This window comes from Bradyrhizobium sp. CCBAU 11361 (assembly GCF_028128935.1).
Taxonomy (GTDB): Bacteria; Pseudomonadota; Alphaproteobacteria; order Rhizobiales; family Xanthobacteraceae; genus Bradyrhizobium; species Bradyrhizobium niftali.
The window spans coordinates 20,622-37,410 of sequence record NZ_LBJZ01000182.1 but is presented as its reverse complement, the minus strand read 5'-3'; the positions used below and the strand labels follow the sequence as shown (position 1 = coordinate 37,410).

Here is a 16,789-nt window from a genome sequence, read left to right as displayed (position 1 = left end):
AACATGGCCGTTTTTACCGAATTGTCATTCGACGAGGTCGCCGCGTTCTTTCGAGTACTGGGTCTTGGCGCGCCTCGTTCCGTTCGCGGCGTCACCAGCGGAATTGAGAATACGAATTATTTCGTCGATACGGATGGCGCAAGGTATGTGCTCACCTTGTTCGAGCGCCTCACATTCGAGCAGCTGCCGTTTTACCTGCACTTCATGAAGCATCTTGCGGTGCGCGGCATGCCCGTGCCGGATCCGGTTGCTGACGCACATGGCGTGATCCTTCACTCTCTGAAGGAGCGGCCCGCGGTGGTCGTCAACAGGCTTCCTGGTGCAAGTGAGGCAGAACCTACGGCGGCCCATTGCAGTTCCGTCGGAGAGTTCCTGACGCGCCTGCACCTGGCCGGGAACGATTACCCACGACAACAGTCAAATCCGCGCGGCCTTCAATGGTGGAACGAAGTCGTGTCGGTGCTCGGCCGCTGCGTATCCGCCGGACAGCGCTTGCTGCTCTCGACTGAATTGACCTTTCAGAACGAGCTCGCTTTGTCCTCGGACTACGGGCAACTCCCCAGGGGGCCGATCCACGCCGATCTGTTCCGCGACAACGTGTTGTTCGAGAGGGAACGCCTGTCCGGCGTCATTGATTTCTATTTCGCCGGATGCGACACGTTTCTGTTCGATATAGCGGTTTGCCTCAACGATTGGTGCGTCGATGGCCTCACCCGCCGCCACAATGTCGAGCGAGCCGCCGCTTTCCTGGGTGCTTATGAGAGCGCCCGGCCGCTGACTTCCTCCGAACACAGGCTGCTTCCTGCCATGCAACGCGCTGCGGTATTCCGGTTTTGGCTGTCGCGCCTCTGGGATGTGCATCAGCCGCGGCGGGCTGCGCTCCTCAAGCCACATGATCCCAGCCACTTCGAGCGCATCTTGCTCATGCTCCGGGGAGAGTTCGCATTATCATGATCGTTCAATTTGCGGCAGCGAGGATGGGGATACGATGGCGCCGACCCTAGAACACCGGGTTCGCGAGCTTCTTTCGCAGATCCAGGCGGAGGGCCTCTACAAGTGCGAGCGGGTCATCACGAGCGCCCAGGCCGGCCGGATCCGCGTCGTTTCGCAGTCCTCCGAGCTCGAGTTCGTCAATCTCTGCGCCAACAACTATCTGGGTCTCGCCGATCATCCCGAAATCATCGCAGCCGCAAAGCGAGGACTGGATGAGTTCGGGTTTGGCATGGCATCCGTGCGCTTCATCTGCGGTACGCAAAGCCTGCACCGCGAACTCGAGCGCATGATCGCTCGCTATCTGGACAAGGATGACGCCATCCTGTTCGCGGCCTGCTTCGACGCCAATGGCGGGGTCTTCGAGCCGCTTCTGGAGGCCGATGACGCCATCATTTCTGATTCTCTCAATCACGCTTCCATTATCGACGGCGTGCGTCTTTGCAAGGCGAGGCGCTACCGCTTTGCCAACGGCGACATAAACGAGCTCGAGGATCGGCTCAAGGAGGCAGACACGGACGGAGCCCGGTTCAAATTGATCGCCACGGACGGCGTGTTCTCGATGGACGGATATTTGGCTAAGCTCCCCGCGATCTGCGCCTTGGCCGAGAGGTACGGCGCCATCGTCATGGTTGATGACTGCCATGCCACCGGTCATCTCGGCGAAGCCGGCCGCGGCACGCCGACGCTGACAGGCACAAGCCGGCAGGTCGATATCGTCACGGGAACGCTCGGCAAGAGCCTGGGTGGCGCGATGGGCGGCTTTGTTGCGGCGTCGCAACCCATCATCGATCTGCTTCGACAGCGAGCGCGTCCATATCTCTTCTCTAATAGCCTCGCTCCGGCAGTGGCGGCGGGATCGATCAAGGCGATCCAGATCGCGGAAACAGCCGACGACCGGCGGCAGCTTCTTGCTGCGCATACGCGGCGCTTTCGGTCGGGCCTGGAGAAGGCCGGATTCGAACTGCTCGCGGGAGAGACGCCAATCATTCCAGTCATGCTGCAGGACGCGCGCCTGGCGCAGGATATGGCAGCCGCGCTGGATGAACGCGGCATCTACGTCGCCGCGTTCTTCTATCCCGTCGTCCCCAAAGGAAAGGCGCGGATCAGGACACAGATGTCCGCCGCCCTGACGGAAAAGGACGTTGAACTTGGCGTCGACGCTTTCACCGACGCCGGCAAAGCGCTTGGCGTGATTTGATGATTACAAAGGTGCTCTCATGAAAGCTCTTGTCAAAGCAGCCGCCGAACCGGGGCTCTGGCTCGACGAACGGGGGATCCCGCAGATCGGAGCGGATGACGTTCTCATCAAGGTCAACAAGACCGGGATCTGCGGCACGGATATCCATATCTACGCCTGGGACGAGTGGGCGCAGCGGACCGTCCCTGTCCCGATGGTCGTCGGCCATGAGTATGCAGGCGAGATCGCCGAGGTGGGCGCGAACGTCACGAAGTTCGCGATTGGTCAGCGGGTTTCGGGTGAGGGCCATGTTGTCGGCATGAGCAGCCGCGCTGCGCGGGGAGGGCGGTTTCACCTGGATCCTGAAACCAAGGGGATCGGTGTCAATATTCCCGGAGCTTTTGCCGAATATCTGCGTTTGCCCGCCTTCAATGTCGTGCCGCTCCCGGACGCGATCGATGACGAGATCGGGGCCATCCTCGATCCGCTCGGCAACGCCGTCCACACCGCGTTGTCGTTCGACCTCGTCGGCGAAGATGTGCTGATCACCGGAGCAGGCCCAATTGGCATCATGAGCGCCGCCGTTGCCAGGCATGTCGGTGCGCGGCACGTCGTGATTACCGACGTCAATCCGCATCGTTTGGCATTGGCATCTGATGTCGCTGACGTCGTTCCCGTCGATGTGAGCAAGGAAGATCTTCGGTCCGTGACGCAGCGTCTCGGCATGAAGGAAGGGTTCGACGTCGGGCTGGAGATGAGCGGTGCGCCGGCCGCGTTCGACCAAATGGTCGAAAATCTGGTGATGGGCGGCAAGATCGCCATGCTTGGTATCCCTGCTCGGCCCGCGACTGTCGACTGGACCAAGCTTGTCTTCAAGATGCTCACCGTCAAGGGAATCTACGGGCGGGAGATGTTTGAGACCTGGCACAAGATGCTCGCGATGCTCGAAAGCGGTCTCGACATCCGGAAAATCATAACGCACCGCCTGCCGGTGACAGACTTCAAGGCCGGATTTGAGATCATGTGCACTGGCAACTGCGGCAAGATCGTCCTGGACTGGAAGGCGTGAATACGCCCTTCGAGAGTGCGCCTGCCGCGGGACAGCAGATTGATCCTGCTGCCGTATCATCAATGAAATTCTATGCCGAACTTTGCGCCAGTCCGATTGCGTAATGCTGTCGGACCCAAGTTACGCTGCGAACTGCGCGGGGCTCATGAGATGGCCTCACGCTGTCAGGCGCTGGCGATTAGGCCGGCAACCCGAGCAAGAGACGTCGACCGATCATGACAGCCGCAGCTTATCCAGTCGGGCATCGCGACAATGAGGATGTGGTCCTGCTTCCCTTCGCCAGATCGCATCTGGAAGGCGCCCTGAAGCTCTCGCAAGAGATGTCCTGGCCCTACCGCATCGAGGATTGGGATGTTGCGCTGCAGCTGGGTCATGGCTTTGTTCTGGAGCGCGCTGGGACGGTACTCGGGACCGCGGCCTGGTGGCCGTACGGCGAGACTCATGCTTCCGCCGGCATGATCATCGTCGCGAAGGCCGCTCAGGGCCGTGGCTATGGGGCGCGGCTGATGGACGCGTTGCTGGCGTCGGCCCATCGGCGGACCATCGCACTGAATTCGACGGCCGAAGGCATCACGCTGTATCGTCGCCGCGGCTTTCTGCCGACCGGGGTCATCCATCAGCATCAGGGAATACCACGTGAAAGCCACGAGATGCCGCGATCAGGCCTGCTCCGGCCAATGGCCGCATCGGAGTTCGAAGCGATCGCGCGGCTCGATCGCACTGCTACCGGGTTGGAGCGGCGGCAGTTGCTAAATGGGCTGTTCGATAGCGGTGACGGTTATGTCCTGCTGCGTGACGGCATACTTTGCGGCTACGCCATCTCTCGGCTCTTCGGCCGCGGGTATGTCATCGGCCCCGTGGTGGCCGAGAGCCCGACCGATGCACGCGCGCTGATCGAATTCGCGATCGCGCGGCTCGGGCCTGTCTTCGTCCGGATCGATACTCCTGCCTCCTCGCAACTCGGGGAATGGCTCGAAAGCATCGGCCTGCAGCAGGTCAGTGATGCCACCACCATGGTGCTGGGGACGCCGGCTCCATGGACCGGACCGGCCCGCATGTTCGGGCTCGCCAACCAGTCATTCGGCTAAGGAGACATCGGGATGCTGCGCGTGGAGATGGACAGGGCGGATATCCCAAATGTCGGTCCGGGCGAGCCCGCCGCAACGATTGGCGCGCTGGCAACACCGGCGCTCCTCCTCGACAAGGACCGGCTGGATCGCAATCTCGCGCGCCTGTCCTCTCTTATGGGCCGGCACGGCGTCGTGCTGCGTCCCCATATGAAGACGGCGAAATCCATTGACGTCGCCCAACGCATCTATCCATCGGGGGCGGGACCAATCACTGTCTCAACCTTGGCGGAGGCGGAGTACTTCGCGCAGCATGGATTCCGGGACATCACCTATGCCGTGGGTCTGGCGCCCCACACAGCTGAAAGAGCGATGCGTCTGCGGAAAGCAGGCGTCGACCTCAAGGTGCTGCTCGATTCGCGGGAGCAGGCGATCATCCTCGGCGCGGCCGCTCGTGCCGCCGGCGTGGCGCCGTCTGCTTTCATCGAAATCGACTGCGATGGTCACCGTGGCGGGCTGACCGCTGAGGATTCCAAGCTCATCGCCGTCGCGGCCGCCGTTGCCGAGGCCGGCGTCAAGATCGCGGGCATTCTCACCCATGCCGGCGAATCCTACGGTCTCTGCGCGCCTGAAACCCTCGAGGCGGCTGCGGAGAACGAAAGGGCCGTGGCCGTCGCTGCGGCGGCGAGGTTGCGCGCGGCGGGGCATGAGTGCCCTGTCGTCAGCGTCGGCTCGACGCCGACCGCCCATTTTGCCGAAGACCTGACCGGCGTCACGGAAATGCGGGCCGGCGTCTACATGTTCTTTGATCTGGTGATGCACGGTGTCGGTGTCTGCACCACCGACGACATCGCGATCTCGGTGCTTGCCACCGTGATCGGCAAGAAGCCCGAGAAGAGTTGGATTTTGGTCGATGCAGGTTGGATGGCGCTGTCGCGCGACCGCGGCACCGCGACGCAGCGGGTCGACCAGGGATACGGTCTGGTCTGCGATGTGGCCGGCAAGATCTATCCCAACCTGATCGTTTCGCAAGCGAGCCAGGAGCACGGCATCCTCGCCATCAGGCCCGGCTCGGCGCAGGCTTTGCCCGACCTTTCGATCGGCGCGAAGGTCAGGATTCTCCCCAATCACGCCTGTGCGACGGCGTCGCAACACGAATTGTACAACGTCATCTCCGCCGGCAGCGACGCGATCGAAGCACGATGGCCCCGGATGCGCGGCTGGTAGGCCGTTGAAAGGATCGCTTCCAATGACCTCGCCCCTTCGACACCTGACAGAAGCCGGCTTCCTCGGAAAATTCTACATCGACGGAGAATGGCGGAAGCCGATCGGATCAGTCGTGGCAGCGGCAACCGTCGTCAATCCGGCGACGGAGCAGCCGATCGCAGAGGTTACGCTCGGCGATGACGATGATGTGGACTGCGCGATAGCAGCTGCCAGACGAGCCTTCGCCGGCTGGTCCATGACACCGCCTGCTGACAGAGCGGTGCTGCTCGACCGGGTTCATGGTTTGCTCCTCCAGCGCCTGGAGTTGTTCGCGCAGGTCCTCACGTGCGAGATGGGAGCTGCCATCACCTATGCGCGCCGAGCCCAGGTGCCGCTGGCCGCCGAACATATCCGTGTCGCACGCGACAATCTCGCGAACTATCCGTTCGTCATCCCACGCGGCAGCACCGCGATCATGCGAGAGGCGATTGGGGTCTGCGGGCTCATCACCCCCTGGAACTGGCCTCTCTACCAAATCACCGCCAAGGTCGGCCCCGCGCTCGCGGCCGGTTGCACGGTGGTATTGAAGCCGAGCGAATTATCGCCGCTGAGCGCCTTGCTATTCGCTCAGGTCATGGACGATGCCGGTTGTCCGCGCGGCGTCTTCAACCTCGTCAATGGAACAGGTCCGATCGTGGGCGCTCGTCTTGCGTCGCATCCGCAGGTGGACATGATCTCGATCACCGGCTCGACCCGAGCCGGCGTTCTCGTCGCGCAGGCCGCGGCGCCCACCGTCAAGCGCGTCGCCCAGGAGCTCGGCGGCAAGTCGCCGAACATTATTTTGCCGGATGCCGATCTGAGTCGCGCTGTCCCGCTCGGCGTCGGTGCAGCCTTCCGCAATCTCGGCCAATCCTGCAGCGCACCGACGCGCATGCTTGTGTCCCGCTCACAGATGGAGGAGGTCGAGATCCTGGCGGCGGCGGCCGCTTCTGAATTGGTGGTCGGCGATCCCCTTGCGGAAAGCACGACCCATGGTCCAATCGCTAACCGACCGCAGTTCGAGCGCGTGCAGACCATGATCAGTGTCGGTCTGAAGGAAGGCGCCAAGCTCGTCATCGGCGGGCCGGGGCGGCCCGACGACCTTCAGATTGGCTTCTATGCGCGTCCGACCATCTTCTCGAACGTCCGTCGCGACATGAAGATCGCGCAGGAGGAGATTTTCGGCCCGGTGCTGTCAATCGTTCCCTACGACACCGTGGACGAGGCGATCGCGATCGCCAATGACACCGTCTACGGGCTCGGAGCCCATGTGCAGGGTACTGATATGGGGAGGGTGCGGACCGTCGCCGGGCAGATCCAGTCAGGTCAAGTCCATCTCAACTATCCCGACTGGGACGCCAACGCTCCCTTTGGCGGATACAAGCGCTCCGGCAACGGTCGCGAATACGGCCTCGAGGGCATGGAGGAGTATCTGGAGACCAAGGCCGTCCTCGGATTTTACCGATGAAGGTCAACGGTCTACCGGAGCGATCGATTCAGATCGGGGAATTTCCGAGGGCCACAAGTGCGATCCAACGGACGACCAGGTCGCGCCGCCCTCCACCGACTGGACTCGCTCGGGCTTGAGCAGCTCGTGTCGATCAAGCGGCCAAAAACCCGAACATCTTGCGCAGTCCTGGATGATTTCGGCACATTCTTTCGAGCGCACGATGCGATGAAGGGCTGATCGGAACTTTGCTTCCGCATTCTTGGCAGCCGAGGTTCGCGAACATGTCGCCCCACGTCGAGCGCATTCACAGCGATGAGCGTCTCCCGGCCGAGGCCGACGTTGTTATCGTCGGCGGCGGCATCCTCGGCTCTACGGCCGCCTATTATCTCGCGAAGCGCGGCCTCTCCGTGGCGCTCCTCGAGAAGGGCCACGTCGCCTGTGAACAATCGAGCCGAAACTGGGGTTGGTGCCGCCAGCAGAACCGCGACCGGCGCGAACTGCCGCTCTCGGTGCTGTCCATGCGGCTGTGGGACGAGCTCACGCGCGATATCAATCGGGACCTCGGATTTCGACGCTGCGGTCTCGTCTATGCGACCCACGACGAGGTTGTGCTCGCGGGCTGGGAAAAGTGGCGCGAGGTCGCCAGGGAGTATGACGTCGACACCCGCGTGCTGAGCCGGGCGGAGGTGGCCGAGCGCGTCCCCGAAGCGCGCGACAAATGGGTCGGCGGGACCTATTCGGACCGGGACGGCAAGGCCGAACCTGCGCTCGCCGCGCCGGCTATCGCCGATGGGGCCAGAGTTCTGGGCGCCACGATCCACCAGGGATGCGCCGCGCGGGCGCTCGATTTGGCCAATGGCAAGATTGCGGGCGTGCACACGGAGAAGGGCTACATCAGAACCAGCGCGGTGCTGTGCGCCGCCGGCGCCTGGTCCTCGCGCTTCCTTCGGCCGCTCGGGATCAGTTTCCCCCAAGCGAGCATCCGGCAGACAGCGCTGCGTTCCACCCCGACAATCAACATAGGCGAGGCGGTCTCCACACCCTACTGCACGATCACGCGCCGACTGGACGGCAGCTATACGCTTGCGATCAGCGGCAAGGCGAACCTTGAAATCACGCCCCAGGCTATCCGGTATAGCCGGGAATTCATGCCGCAGTTCTTGCGTCGCCTGAAGAACGTCAGGCTCGGCGTCGGCCGATCGTTCGTTTCGGGGCCGGATTCAATGCCCGCGCTGCTGACCAACGACGATCGGATCTTCGAACAGAATCGCGTCCTGGATCCCCCGCCCTTGAAATGGCTGGTGAGCCAAGTGGTGGAGAGTGTCCGGAAAACCTTCCCCCAACTCGGCGAAATAGAGATTGATAGCGCCTGGGGCGGCTTCGTCGATTGCACGCCGGACGCAGTGCCCGTGGTGTCGCAGGTGGACGGGGTGGAAGGCCTCGTCCTCGCGGCGGGCTGTTCGGGTCACGGCTTCGGTTTGGGCCCGGGGCTCGGCTATCTGGCCGCAGAGCTCGTCGTAAACGACACGCCTTGCGTCGATCCCACACCCTTCCGGCTGTCGCGTCTGGTCGACGGCTCGAAGCTGGACATTGCCGCCATCTGAAGATCAGGCCGGAAGTCAGGCCTGACGCGCACCAAGCGAAGTCAAGGTGTCGGCAGTCGAGGTGAGCTGGCCCCCCCGTTCCCGCGCCGTCAAGTCCGCCGGCGCATGAGCGGAGAGCGCCAAGGCGCTGACCGCGCGTGAGGGCGTGCATGGTCTCGACCTGCTCGCCTATCGGTCCAAGCAAGACGTCCCGGCCCTGATCAAAGCGGTCTGCGCTGCAGTCTCCAAGCCTGTCTACGTGGCCGGCTCGATTGTTACGGCCGAGCGGATCGCGATCCTGAAGGAAGCGGGCGCCGCCGGCTTCACGATCGGCACTGCCGCGTTGGAAGGCAAGTATCCGGCTGGGGAGAAGGACGTCGCCGGCCAGCTCTGGGCCATCATTCGTGACGTGGCCGCGCTCAATCGGCACCTCTCACCGTTCCACAAGAAGAACCTGACCAACTCGTTCGGACGCAAGGACACCTGGTCTCCGAAGATCGCCGGTCAGATCAACGATGTGCATCAAGCTCGCCAAGTTCGCTGGTGAATTCGCCTGGCACTTTCATAGCAGCAAGGACGAACTCTTCCTGGTGCACAAGGGGCGCCTCTTGATGAAGTTTCGCGATCGGGACGAGATCATCGAGGAAGGCGAGTTCATCGTGGTTCCGCATGGCGTCGAGCATCGCCCCGTCGCGCTGTACGATATCTGCGAGGTCGTGCTGCTCGAACCTGGCACGACCGTCGATACCGGCACGGCTTACGAGGTCCCAGGCTAGACTGCCGACCGGCGATCGGACGCGTGTCGACGCTGTTTGTCATCGGCGGCGGCACCATCGGTACTTGCACGGCCTATGAGCTCGCGAGAAACGGCCGGTCTGTCGCTCTCATCGAGAAGGGTGTGGTCGCGGGCGAACAGTCGAGCCGCAATTGGGGTAGGGTAGGTCCGCAAGCAGCACCGCGATCTTCACGAACTGACACTGGCGATGCTTAGCCTGCAACGTTGGAGCGAACTCGTCCGGAAATCGGGCGTGATCGTCAGCGCTGACAGCACATCATCTCATCCACGGCATCTTCAATGCAATACCATGCCGGACTTTGCCCCATTCTAGTTACGCAATGCCGTCGCATCCAGACTACGCTGCGGTCGGTATCGAGTTCGCCAGGCTGATGTCGCCATTCGTCCGCGAAGACGTCGTCTATCAGGGGAGATTGCGAGTGAAGATCGGTGTGCCCAAGGAAATCAAGACGCATGAATACCGCGTAGGCCTCACACCTGGAGCCGTTCGAGAATATGTGGCCGCAGGCCATGACGTCTTGGTCGAGGCCAATGCGGGCGCTGGCATCGGCGTGACGGATGAGGACTATCGCGGCGCGGGCGCAACGATTGCAGGCTCCGCGCGCGAGGTGTTTGCATCGAGCGGCATGATCGTCAAGGTGAAGGAGCCGCAGCCTTCAGAATGGACGCTGCTCCGAGAGAACCAGATCCTGTTCACCTATCTCCATCTGGCACCCGATCCGGAACAGGCCAAAGGTCTGCTGAAGTCCGGATGCACGGCGGTCGCCTACGAAACCGTGACTGACGCGCAAGGCGGACTTCCGTTGCTCGCGCCCATGAGCGAGGTCGCGGGTCGGTTGGCGATCGAAGCTGCCGCTGCGGCGCTCAGGCGACATGCGGGTGGGCGAGGGCTCTTGATGGGCGGCGTTCCGGGCGTTCAACCGGCGCGCGTCGTGGTGCTCGGAGGCGGGGTCGTCGGCACGCACGCTGCCCGGATGGCGGTGGGCTTGGGCGCCGAGGTCACCATTCTCGATCGCTCGATACCACGGCTTCGTGAACTGGATGAGTTGTTTAAAGGACGTGTTCGTACCAGATTCTCGACCATAGACGTCCTCGAGAACGAGGTGTTTGCCGCAGACGCCGTTATTGGAGCAGTGCTCATTCCGGGTGCGAGCGCGCCGAAACTCGTCGGCCGCAACATGCTGAGCGCGATGCGCAAAGGATCCGTGATCGTGGACGTCGCTATCGACCAGGGCGGATGCTTCGAGACATCGCGTCCTACCACGCATGCCGATCCGACTTACGAGGTGGATGGCGTCATCCACTATTGCGTGGCCAACATGCCGGGTGCTGTGCCGCTAACTTCGAGCCAGGCACTGAATAACGCTACGCTGCCATTTGGTCTGGCCCTAGCGAACAAAGGATTCGGAGCTGTGCTCGAAGATCCCCATCTGCGTGCGGGACTTAATGTCCATCGCGGACGGCTAACTTCAAGTCCCGTGGCCGAGAGCCTCGGCCTGCCATGCTCACCGATCGAACGGGTCGCGGCCTGATAGCGATTTCAGCAGTCCCTAAGGGGCCTTTCCTCCCCAACTTGAGCCACTCCTTCGGAGTGGCTCTTTCTTTATGGGACAAGACGATTTGTGTGATCGAGGTGCGTCAGCCGAAAGCGCACCGTTTGGGCCTGGACTAAAGCATCGCCAACTCGCCGGCCGATGGTTCAACAGGCAGACTTCTCTCCCAACGGACGAACGACCGCGCCGGCGTTCATGATGTCCGCCGGATCAAAGGCGGTCTTGATCCGACGCATCGCAGCAATGCGGCCGACATCGCCGTACCGCTCCAGAAGGTGCTTCTTGAAACGACCAACGCCGTGCTCCGCGCTGAACGTGCCGCCGAGCGCCGCGGCGGTGTCGTAGAGTTGCAGCGACAGGCTGCCGTCTATCCGCTTGGTGAAATCCAGCCGGTCGACGTCGGGAGGAACGAGCACGTTGTAGTGCAGATTGCCGTCGCCGACATGGCCGTAGACGGACAGTTCAAGGTCGGCGTCATACGATCGCACCTGCGAGCCGGCCAAATCCAAAAAGCGCTGAATGGAGGAAAGCGGTACCGAGATGTCGTGCTTGACCGATCCGTTCCGGCGCTTCTCACCCTCGGGGATGGTCTCGCGGAGCCGCCACATAGCGGCCCGCTGCGATCCGCTCTGCGCCAGCAACGCGTCCTCGATCCATCCGGCCTCGATCACCTCGGCCAGAACGGCTTCCATCAGTTCGTCGAGATCGAGATGGCGTGAGGAAGAGGCGAACTCGACGAGGACGGCGCCTGCTGAGCCCGCTCCAAGGGAGGGTGGGTCGGTCATTGCGTCGGTCGCGAGCGCGATGGATCGGGCTGCCATGAATTCGAACGTGGTCAGCAGGTCTGCGGATTCGCGACGGACCAAGGCGAGAAGCTCGGCGAGCGGCGCGCCGTTCGCGAGCTTCAGCCAGGCAGTCGCACGACGGGTCGGCAAAGGCGCGAGACGCAACACTGCGCCGGTGACGATGCCGAGAGTCCCCTCGCTTCCGACGAAGCACTGTTTGACGTCGTAGCCGGTATTGTTCTTCCGTAGCTTGCGCATGTCGGAGACCACCGTGCCGTCCGCCAGCACCGCCTCGATCCCGAGCAGCAGATCGCGCGTCATCCCGTACCTGACGACCGACAGCCCGCCGGCGTTCGTGCCGATGTTGCCGCCGATCCGGCAACTGCCTTCCGCGCCGAGGCTGAGCGGCAACAGAAGTCCGGCAGCCGCCGCGGCGTTCTGTACGTTCTTCAGGATGACGCCGGCATCGACAGAGATGCTCATAGAGACGGGATCGACTTCGCGAATCCTGTCCATCCGCTCGAGGCTCACGATGATCTGCCGTCCGGAGGCGTCCGGCGTCGCGCCGCCGCAGTAGCTGGTGTTGCCGCCTTGCGGAACAATTCCGATACCGAGGTGCGCCGCCAGCCGTACGATGTCGGCGACTTGCTGTGTCGTCGCCGGCTTCAGCACGGCAAACGTCGTCCCAGTGAAGAGCTGACGTTGATCCATTGTGTAGGTGGCGATCCGCTCCGGGTCCTCAATGACGCCCCCGCTGTCCAGAAGATCACGAAAGGCCCGAACGTGTACTGACTGGAACATGCTTCAGCTCCCGGTTGGCATTGGATCATCTTTGCGTGCTTGTGCGGCATTGCTTGCCGTTCGGGAGCGATTCCGAAGAAACCAATGCTGAAATGCCGTGATAGTTGGCAGTTTGCGCCGCTGCGTCCTCGTGTTGAACGCGTTCGGCTTACGGGGTCGTTTCCACGCGCCTAGTCGTCCGGCGCGTCCCGGCCACAACGAACTGCTTAGGGCTCCAGACGCTCGCGCGCCCTGCTCGGTGCCGGGTAGCGCTTGCGGACGCGCGCGACTTCGGTGGGGTCGGGCGTTGGGACCGGAAACCTGCCATCCGCCTCGCGCGGGCGCGCGTAGTGTCGGGTTGCGGTTTCGTCGGAGGCGTGGCCCAGCAACGCCGCCACGATCGCAAGTCCGAGTTCTTTGTCTTCCATTGACCGGGCAGGAACCACATAATTCATTTTCCATCGCGCGGTGGCGGCATGCCGAGCCGACGAAAGGGTCGGACGGCGCAGCCGCCTCGGGAAAAGCAGCTTCGTTACTCGCCGCATCAGCGATTCGAGGGTCGAAATGAGGGTCTCATAGCATCCATTGGCGGCCGCTTCGCGCGCCGCGAAGATCCAGGCTTTCGTCTGCGCAGCAAGTTCATCGGGTAGCCACTCCCACCGCAATGTGCGCGTTTCGCCATGCGCTCGTCCGTTTCCCTGCTTGCCGTTTGTCAACGTCAACTGCCACGTGAAATCGGGGTCTTCTGACGGCCCGAATTTTGCGGTCGGCCACTCGGCGAGCCGCGCGCCGGTGAGCGATCCTACGGTCAGGAGGTCCACCAACGTGCCGGCGTTCGGGCTGGTCGTCGCCAGAGCGGCGTGGCAGATTCGGTGCAAATCATCATCGAGGCGCTTCTGCTTCTGCGCCGAGGTACGCGGCGCGCCGTCGTCGGACCGCTCGACCGATTCGGCGTCCCTGAGGATCGCGATCGCCGCGAGGGTTTCCGGGGCTAGAGCGGGCTGGTTCAGCGCGACCTCATTGAGCATGAAAGTGATGGCGGCGCGGTTCTGCCGGAAGCTCGACGCGGCGAGCTCGGGGCGGCGGGCAACTAGGCTTTGAGCGAGCTCGGTCGGAGACAGGCGGCGTCCCGCCTTCTTGCTGGCTGCCACGGCGACCTGCTTTGCGCGGGTGCTGTATGCTTTCTCGGTCTTCTCGTTACGGGTGGTCATTGCATTTACCTCAATCGAGCCAGGGAGGGTTCAGGATGTCGTGTCGGCGGCAGTGTGAAGCGATCTCGCGCACGAACGCCTCGACGGCCGCCTTGGCGTTGATCAGATAATCGGGACAAAACGGGCTGTAGACGAGCGTCGTTTCAACCGAGTCGGGCGGTCGAAGATGGCCAAGCCACAGGCTGATCTCGAGCGGCTCAACCCCTTGGCACCAATGGTACTTGAGCACGAGATTCAGCAGCTTCTGAGCGACGCCGTATCTGTACCGACCGTCTCGCAAGGAGCTTGGGAGAGCTGCCGTGCCAAATTCTACCAACTGCGCAAGATTGAGATAGTGCTGTCGCTCCGTACAGGGTCTCACGTAGTGCGGAAGCAGCTGGGTTGTTATCAATTCCTGGAGCTTGTCGCGCAGTTGCCCCGTCTGTTTTGAACCTGGCGCATACAAATTGGCGCGCTGCACCGATGCTGCCCAAGCGAGTGTCCAGAGCTCTGTCAGCACAAATTGCTGTTCCGGTCCGAGTGACTGCATGCGCGATCCATGGAAGGCTTTGCTAAGAGCTCATCCTAGCGTTCTCGTTGCATCTCCGCACCACCCGGCCGGTAGGGTCGGGTGAATAGGCCCGCAGCGCGTGCAGGCAAGGGCAATCCGCGCGCATCCAGAGGGAGGCCTCGCGCAGAGCCTCGCTATGCCCGCCCGCTAGAGCTGCGGGCCTTGATTTCTCCCAACCGGCTCCGATGGTGCGGCGTAGAACCAAAGGGAGCCCCTTCATCCGCTACCATGCACTAAGGGGCGTCGCAGAAGCGGTCCTCGCAGTCCTGGTTTCAGACGGCGTGAGGGCTTACGAGACTTCGGGCGACAATAAGATCCGGCCGCAAATGGAGTCAGTTCTTCAACTGATAAGGTTTCTAACAAAACGGAGTCAGTTCGGGGACTGATAAGGAAAACCGTCAAACCTTATCAGTATGCCCTGGGGGAGACGATGGCTGCCGCCTGCCCTGGTTTTGCTTCGATAGTGAATAGCTCGCTTGTCGGGGGTTCGAGTCGCTCTCCCGCTACCACCTTTCCCCACACCCCTTTGACTTGGTTTGGGAAAGCTTTTTCCCCCAACAGGGCGTTTATCCGGCAGCTCAAGGAGCGGAATGTCGCGATCAAAAAAGTGAACGCAGAAATGTCGCTCAAGGGCACCGGCCTTGAGGGCGAGTACGACCCGTATCACCTGCGCAATCACTTCGAAGACAAGCGCCTCACCAAACGGGGTGTCGAGATTTGCTACCGCCTGTTTGATCTTGGCAGGTCGGAGATGGCTGTTGCGCACCTGATGCGGCTCTCCCTTTTGGCCGTCAGGATGCGCAAGAAGATGTGGGATAAGCTCGGCGGAAAGTCCCGCAAGAAGGTCGATACCGACACCCTGCCGGGCCGGAAATACGCGCGGCGGCGGCACCGGTAGAGCCTCGTTCCATATTGGACCGAGATAGCGCGTCGAAGGTCAATGCATGAATGTCGGTTGGTAGCGCTCCCGGCCCGGCAAGTCGTCCGATTCCGACGCTTGCATCCGCGTACATGATGGCTTTGCGTATTACGTCTCCGAGCGGAAGGCGCCGCCGAGGCCGTCGAACCGCCATGTCTTCATCGGCGCGCCTCGAAATACTCGATAACTAACCCATCGGGGTGTCGGGCGGTGAAGTTACGGCCGCTGGTGACCGTGCGCGGATCATGCAGCAGTTCGCAGCCCTGTTTGCTAACCCAATCGGCGTAGGTATCGAGATCATCAACGTAGAAAATGCCGTGCACCTGCCGAGCGGCTGTCATGGCCTCGCCATCGCCGGCCAGGATCAGGAAGCTGCCGACGCGGGCGGCGACCACATTCGTTTCCGTGATCGTCACGCGGCGCGCGCAGGTCACGCTCTGAAGCTGTTCATAGAAGGCGATCGTCGTGTCGATCGCGTCTGCTGTAGCGTAAACGCGGAAGCATTGTTCCAGAATTTTCATGGCTGTATCCAGTTTTTAATGCCTGTCTCCAGTTTCTATTCCGTCGCGTTGACTAGGCCGAGGCGGATGAGGCTCTCGGCCGTGGCGATAATGGCCTCCTCGCGCGAGCGCGGCGCCCAACCGAGCAGGCGTCGGGCCTTCTCGCCGCTGGCGTTCATGTTGACGCCGAGATGCGGCACGATCCCTTTCATCGCCGGATTGAAGAGCGCGACGACGCGGATGAACCAGTTGGGCAGAACGCGCGTGGACACCTTGCTCGCGCCTTTCTCCAGACGTTGCTTCAGCAGCCTGGCGATCTCGACCATCCACAGGCTCTCGCCCGTCGCGGCAAGGAAGCGCTCGCCCCTTGCGGCGGGATCGGTCATCGCACGCAGATGCAGGTCGGCGACGTCGCGCACGTCGACGACGCAGGTATTGATTTTAGGACAACCCGGCTGACCGTCCAGCACGTTCTTGATGAGACGGATCGAATGCGAATAGTCAGGCCCGAGTGCCGGCCCGAGCACGGTCGTTGGATTGACTGCGGCCAGTTCAAGCCCGCGACCTTCACCCGCGACGAAGTTCCACGATGCGCGCTCGGCCAGCGTCTTCGACCTTTGGTAGGCGGCGACATCACCGGTCAGGTCGCTCCAGTCCGTTTCGTCGAACGGGCGGTTGCGCGGCTTGTGCCCGACGCCGATGGCGCCGAAGGCCGAAGTAAGAACCACACGCCGCACGCCCGCGCCGCGCGCCGCGCGCAGCACCCGCAAGTTTCCGTCGACCGCGGGCCTGACCCAATCCTCCTCGCGCACCTGAGCGCCGGACGGCGTCGGCGAGGCGCCATGGATCACGTAGGTGCAGCCGGCGGCTGCGTCTGCCCAGCCGTCGTCGGCGGTGAGGTCGGCGGCGACGAACGACAACCGATGGCCCGGCTCGGCGCCGCCCGTTTTAAGGTTGGTCAGGACCTCCTCCCTGCGCGACAGCGACCTGAGCGTGGTCCGCACGCGATAGCCGGCCTCCAACAGAGCCAGGATGCAATGCTGCGCGATGAACCCGCTTCCGCCTGTCACGAGTACCAGTTCGTCACTCATCATGATCTCCAGAGTTGTTC

The 16,789-nt window shown here is 62.5% G+C and carries 17 protein-coding genes; 12 read left to right on the top strand and 5 right to left on the bottom strand.

Annotated elements, in window-relative coordinates:
* Positions 1–3 precede the first annotated feature (3 nt).
* The 11 genes from XI08_RS24360 to ald all read left to right on the top strand — a co-directional run bounded on the left by XI08_RS24360 (position 4) and on the right by ald (position 10,912).
* Positions 4–954, top strand: coding sequence for a homoserine kinase (locus tag XI08_RS24360; RefSeq protein WP_271576287.1), 951 nt, complete (start codon positions 4–6; stop codon positions 952–954).
* A 34-nt stretch (positions 955–988) separates the two neighbouring features.
* Positions 989–2,191 carry a glycine C-acetyltransferase gene (locus tag XI08_RS24355; protein WP_271576286.1) on the top strand — a complete coding sequence of 401 codons (1,203 nt, stop codon included), beginning with the start codon at positions 989–991 and terminating at the stop codon, positions 2,189–2,191.
* Between the two features lie 19 nt (positions 2,192–2,210).
* Positions 2,211–3,239 (top strand): L-threonine 3-dehydrogenase, encoded by a 1,029-nt coding sequence (tdh, locus tag XI08_RS24350; protein ID WP_271576285.1) that lies wholly within the window; start codon positions 2,211–2,213, stop codon positions 3,237–3,239.
* A gap of 215 nt (positions 3,240–3,454) precedes the next feature.
* Positions 3,455–4,327 (top strand): GNAT family N-acetyltransferase, encoded by an 873-nt coding sequence (locus XI08_RS24345; protein ID WP_271576284.1) that lies wholly within the window; start codon positions 3,455–3,457, stop codon positions 4,325–4,327.
* A gap of 12 nt (positions 4,328–4,339) precedes the next feature.
* Positions 4,340–5,533: an alanine racemase gene (locus XI08_RS24340; RefSeq protein ID WP_271576283.1), complete on the top strand. Its 1,194-nt coding sequence runs from the start codon at positions 4,340–4,342 to the stop codon at positions 5,531–5,533.
* A 22-nt stretch (positions 5,534–5,555) separates the two neighbouring features.
* Complete coding sequence (locus XI08_RS24335; RefSeq protein WP_271576282.1) at positions 5,556–7,019, top strand: aldehyde dehydrogenase family protein; 1,464 nt, start codon at positions 5,556–5,558, stop codon at positions 7,017–7,019.
* Positions 7,020–7,282: 263 nt separating this feature from the next.
* Positions 7,283–8,605 carry an NAD(P)/FAD-dependent oxidoreductase gene (locus tag XI08_RS24330; protein ID WP_271576281.1) on the top strand — a complete coding sequence of 441 codons (1,323 nt, stop codon included), beginning with the start codon at positions 7,283–7,285 and terminating at the stop codon, positions 8,603–8,605.
* A 145-nt stretch (positions 8,606–8,750) separates the two neighbouring features.
* Entirely contained in the window at positions 8,751–9,131 is a 381-nt protein-coding gene (locus XI08_RS24325; RefSeq protein ID WP_333928101.1) for a hypothetical protein, read from the top strand.
* Positions 9,100–9,360, top strand: a complete 261-nt coding sequence (locus XI08_RS46060) for a cupin domain-containing protein (RefSeq protein WP_333928099.1) — start codon at positions 9,100–9,102, stop codon at positions 9,358–9,360. The genes XI08_RS24325 and XI08_RS46060 overlap by 32 nt, the downstream gene beginning before the upstream one ends.
* 23 nt (positions 9,361–9,383) lie before the next feature.
* Positions 9,384–9,575: an FAD-dependent oxidoreductase gene (locus XI08_RS24320; protein ID WP_271576280.1), complete on the top strand. Its 192-nt coding sequence runs from the start codon at positions 9,384–9,386 to the stop codon at positions 9,573–9,575.
* 224 nt (positions 9,576–9,799) lie between these two features.
* Complete coding sequence (gene ald, locus XI08_RS24315; RefSeq protein ID WP_271576279.1) at positions 9,800–10,912, top strand: alanine dehydrogenase; 1,113 nt, start codon at positions 9,800–9,802, stop codon at positions 10,910–10,912.
* Between the two features lie 167 nt (positions 10,913–11,079).
* Here the strand turns inward: ald and XI08_RS24310 are convergent, their stop codons facing one another.
* The 3 genes from XI08_RS24310 to XI08_RS24300 form a co-directional block, all read right to left on the bottom strand.
* Positions 11,080–12,519, bottom strand: coding sequence for an FAD-binding oxidoreductase (locus XI08_RS24310; protein ID WP_271576278.1), 1,440 nt, complete (start codon positions 12,517–12,519; stop codon positions 11,080–11,082).
* Positions 12,520–12,725: 206 nt separating this feature from the next.
* On the bottom strand, positions 12,726–13,709 hold the full coding sequence (locus XI08_RS24305; protein ID WP_271576277.1) for a hypothetical protein: 984 nt from the start codon (positions 13,707–13,709) through the stop codon (positions 12,726–12,728).
* A 10-nt stretch (positions 13,710–13,719) separates the two neighbouring features.
* Positions 13,720–14,238 carry a hypothetical protein gene (locus tag XI08_RS24300; RefSeq protein ID WP_271576276.1) on the bottom strand — a complete coding sequence of 173 codons (519 nt, stop codon included), beginning with the start codon at positions 14,236–14,238 and terminating at the stop codon, positions 13,720–13,722.
* A gap of 451 nt (positions 14,239–14,689) precedes the next feature.
* Between XI08_RS24300 and XI08_RS24295 the strand changes: the two genes are divergently transcribed.
* Positions 14,690–15,157, top strand: a complete 468-nt coding sequence (locus tag XI08_RS24295) for a hypothetical protein (RefSeq protein ID WP_271576275.1) — start codon at positions 14,690–14,692, stop codon at positions 15,155–15,157.
* Between the two features lie 179 nt (positions 15,158–15,336).
* Here XI08_RS24295 and XI08_RS24290 read toward each other — a convergent pair whose 3' ends face one another.
* The gene (locus XI08_RS24290) at positions 15,337–15,699 is read right to left on the bottom strand and encodes a VOC family protein (protein WP_271576274.1); all 363 of its coding nucleotides are present in this window, start codon (positions 15,697–15,699) and stop codon (positions 15,337–15,339) included.
* A gap of 35 nt (positions 15,700–15,734) precedes the next feature.
* Positions 15,735–16,769 carry an SDR family oxidoreductase gene (locus XI08_RS24285; RefSeq protein WP_271576273.1) on the bottom strand — a complete coding sequence of 345 codons (1,035 nt, stop codon included), beginning with the start codon at positions 16,767–16,769 and terminating at the stop codon, positions 15,735–15,737.
* Positions 16,770–16,789 lie beyond the last annotated feature (20 nt).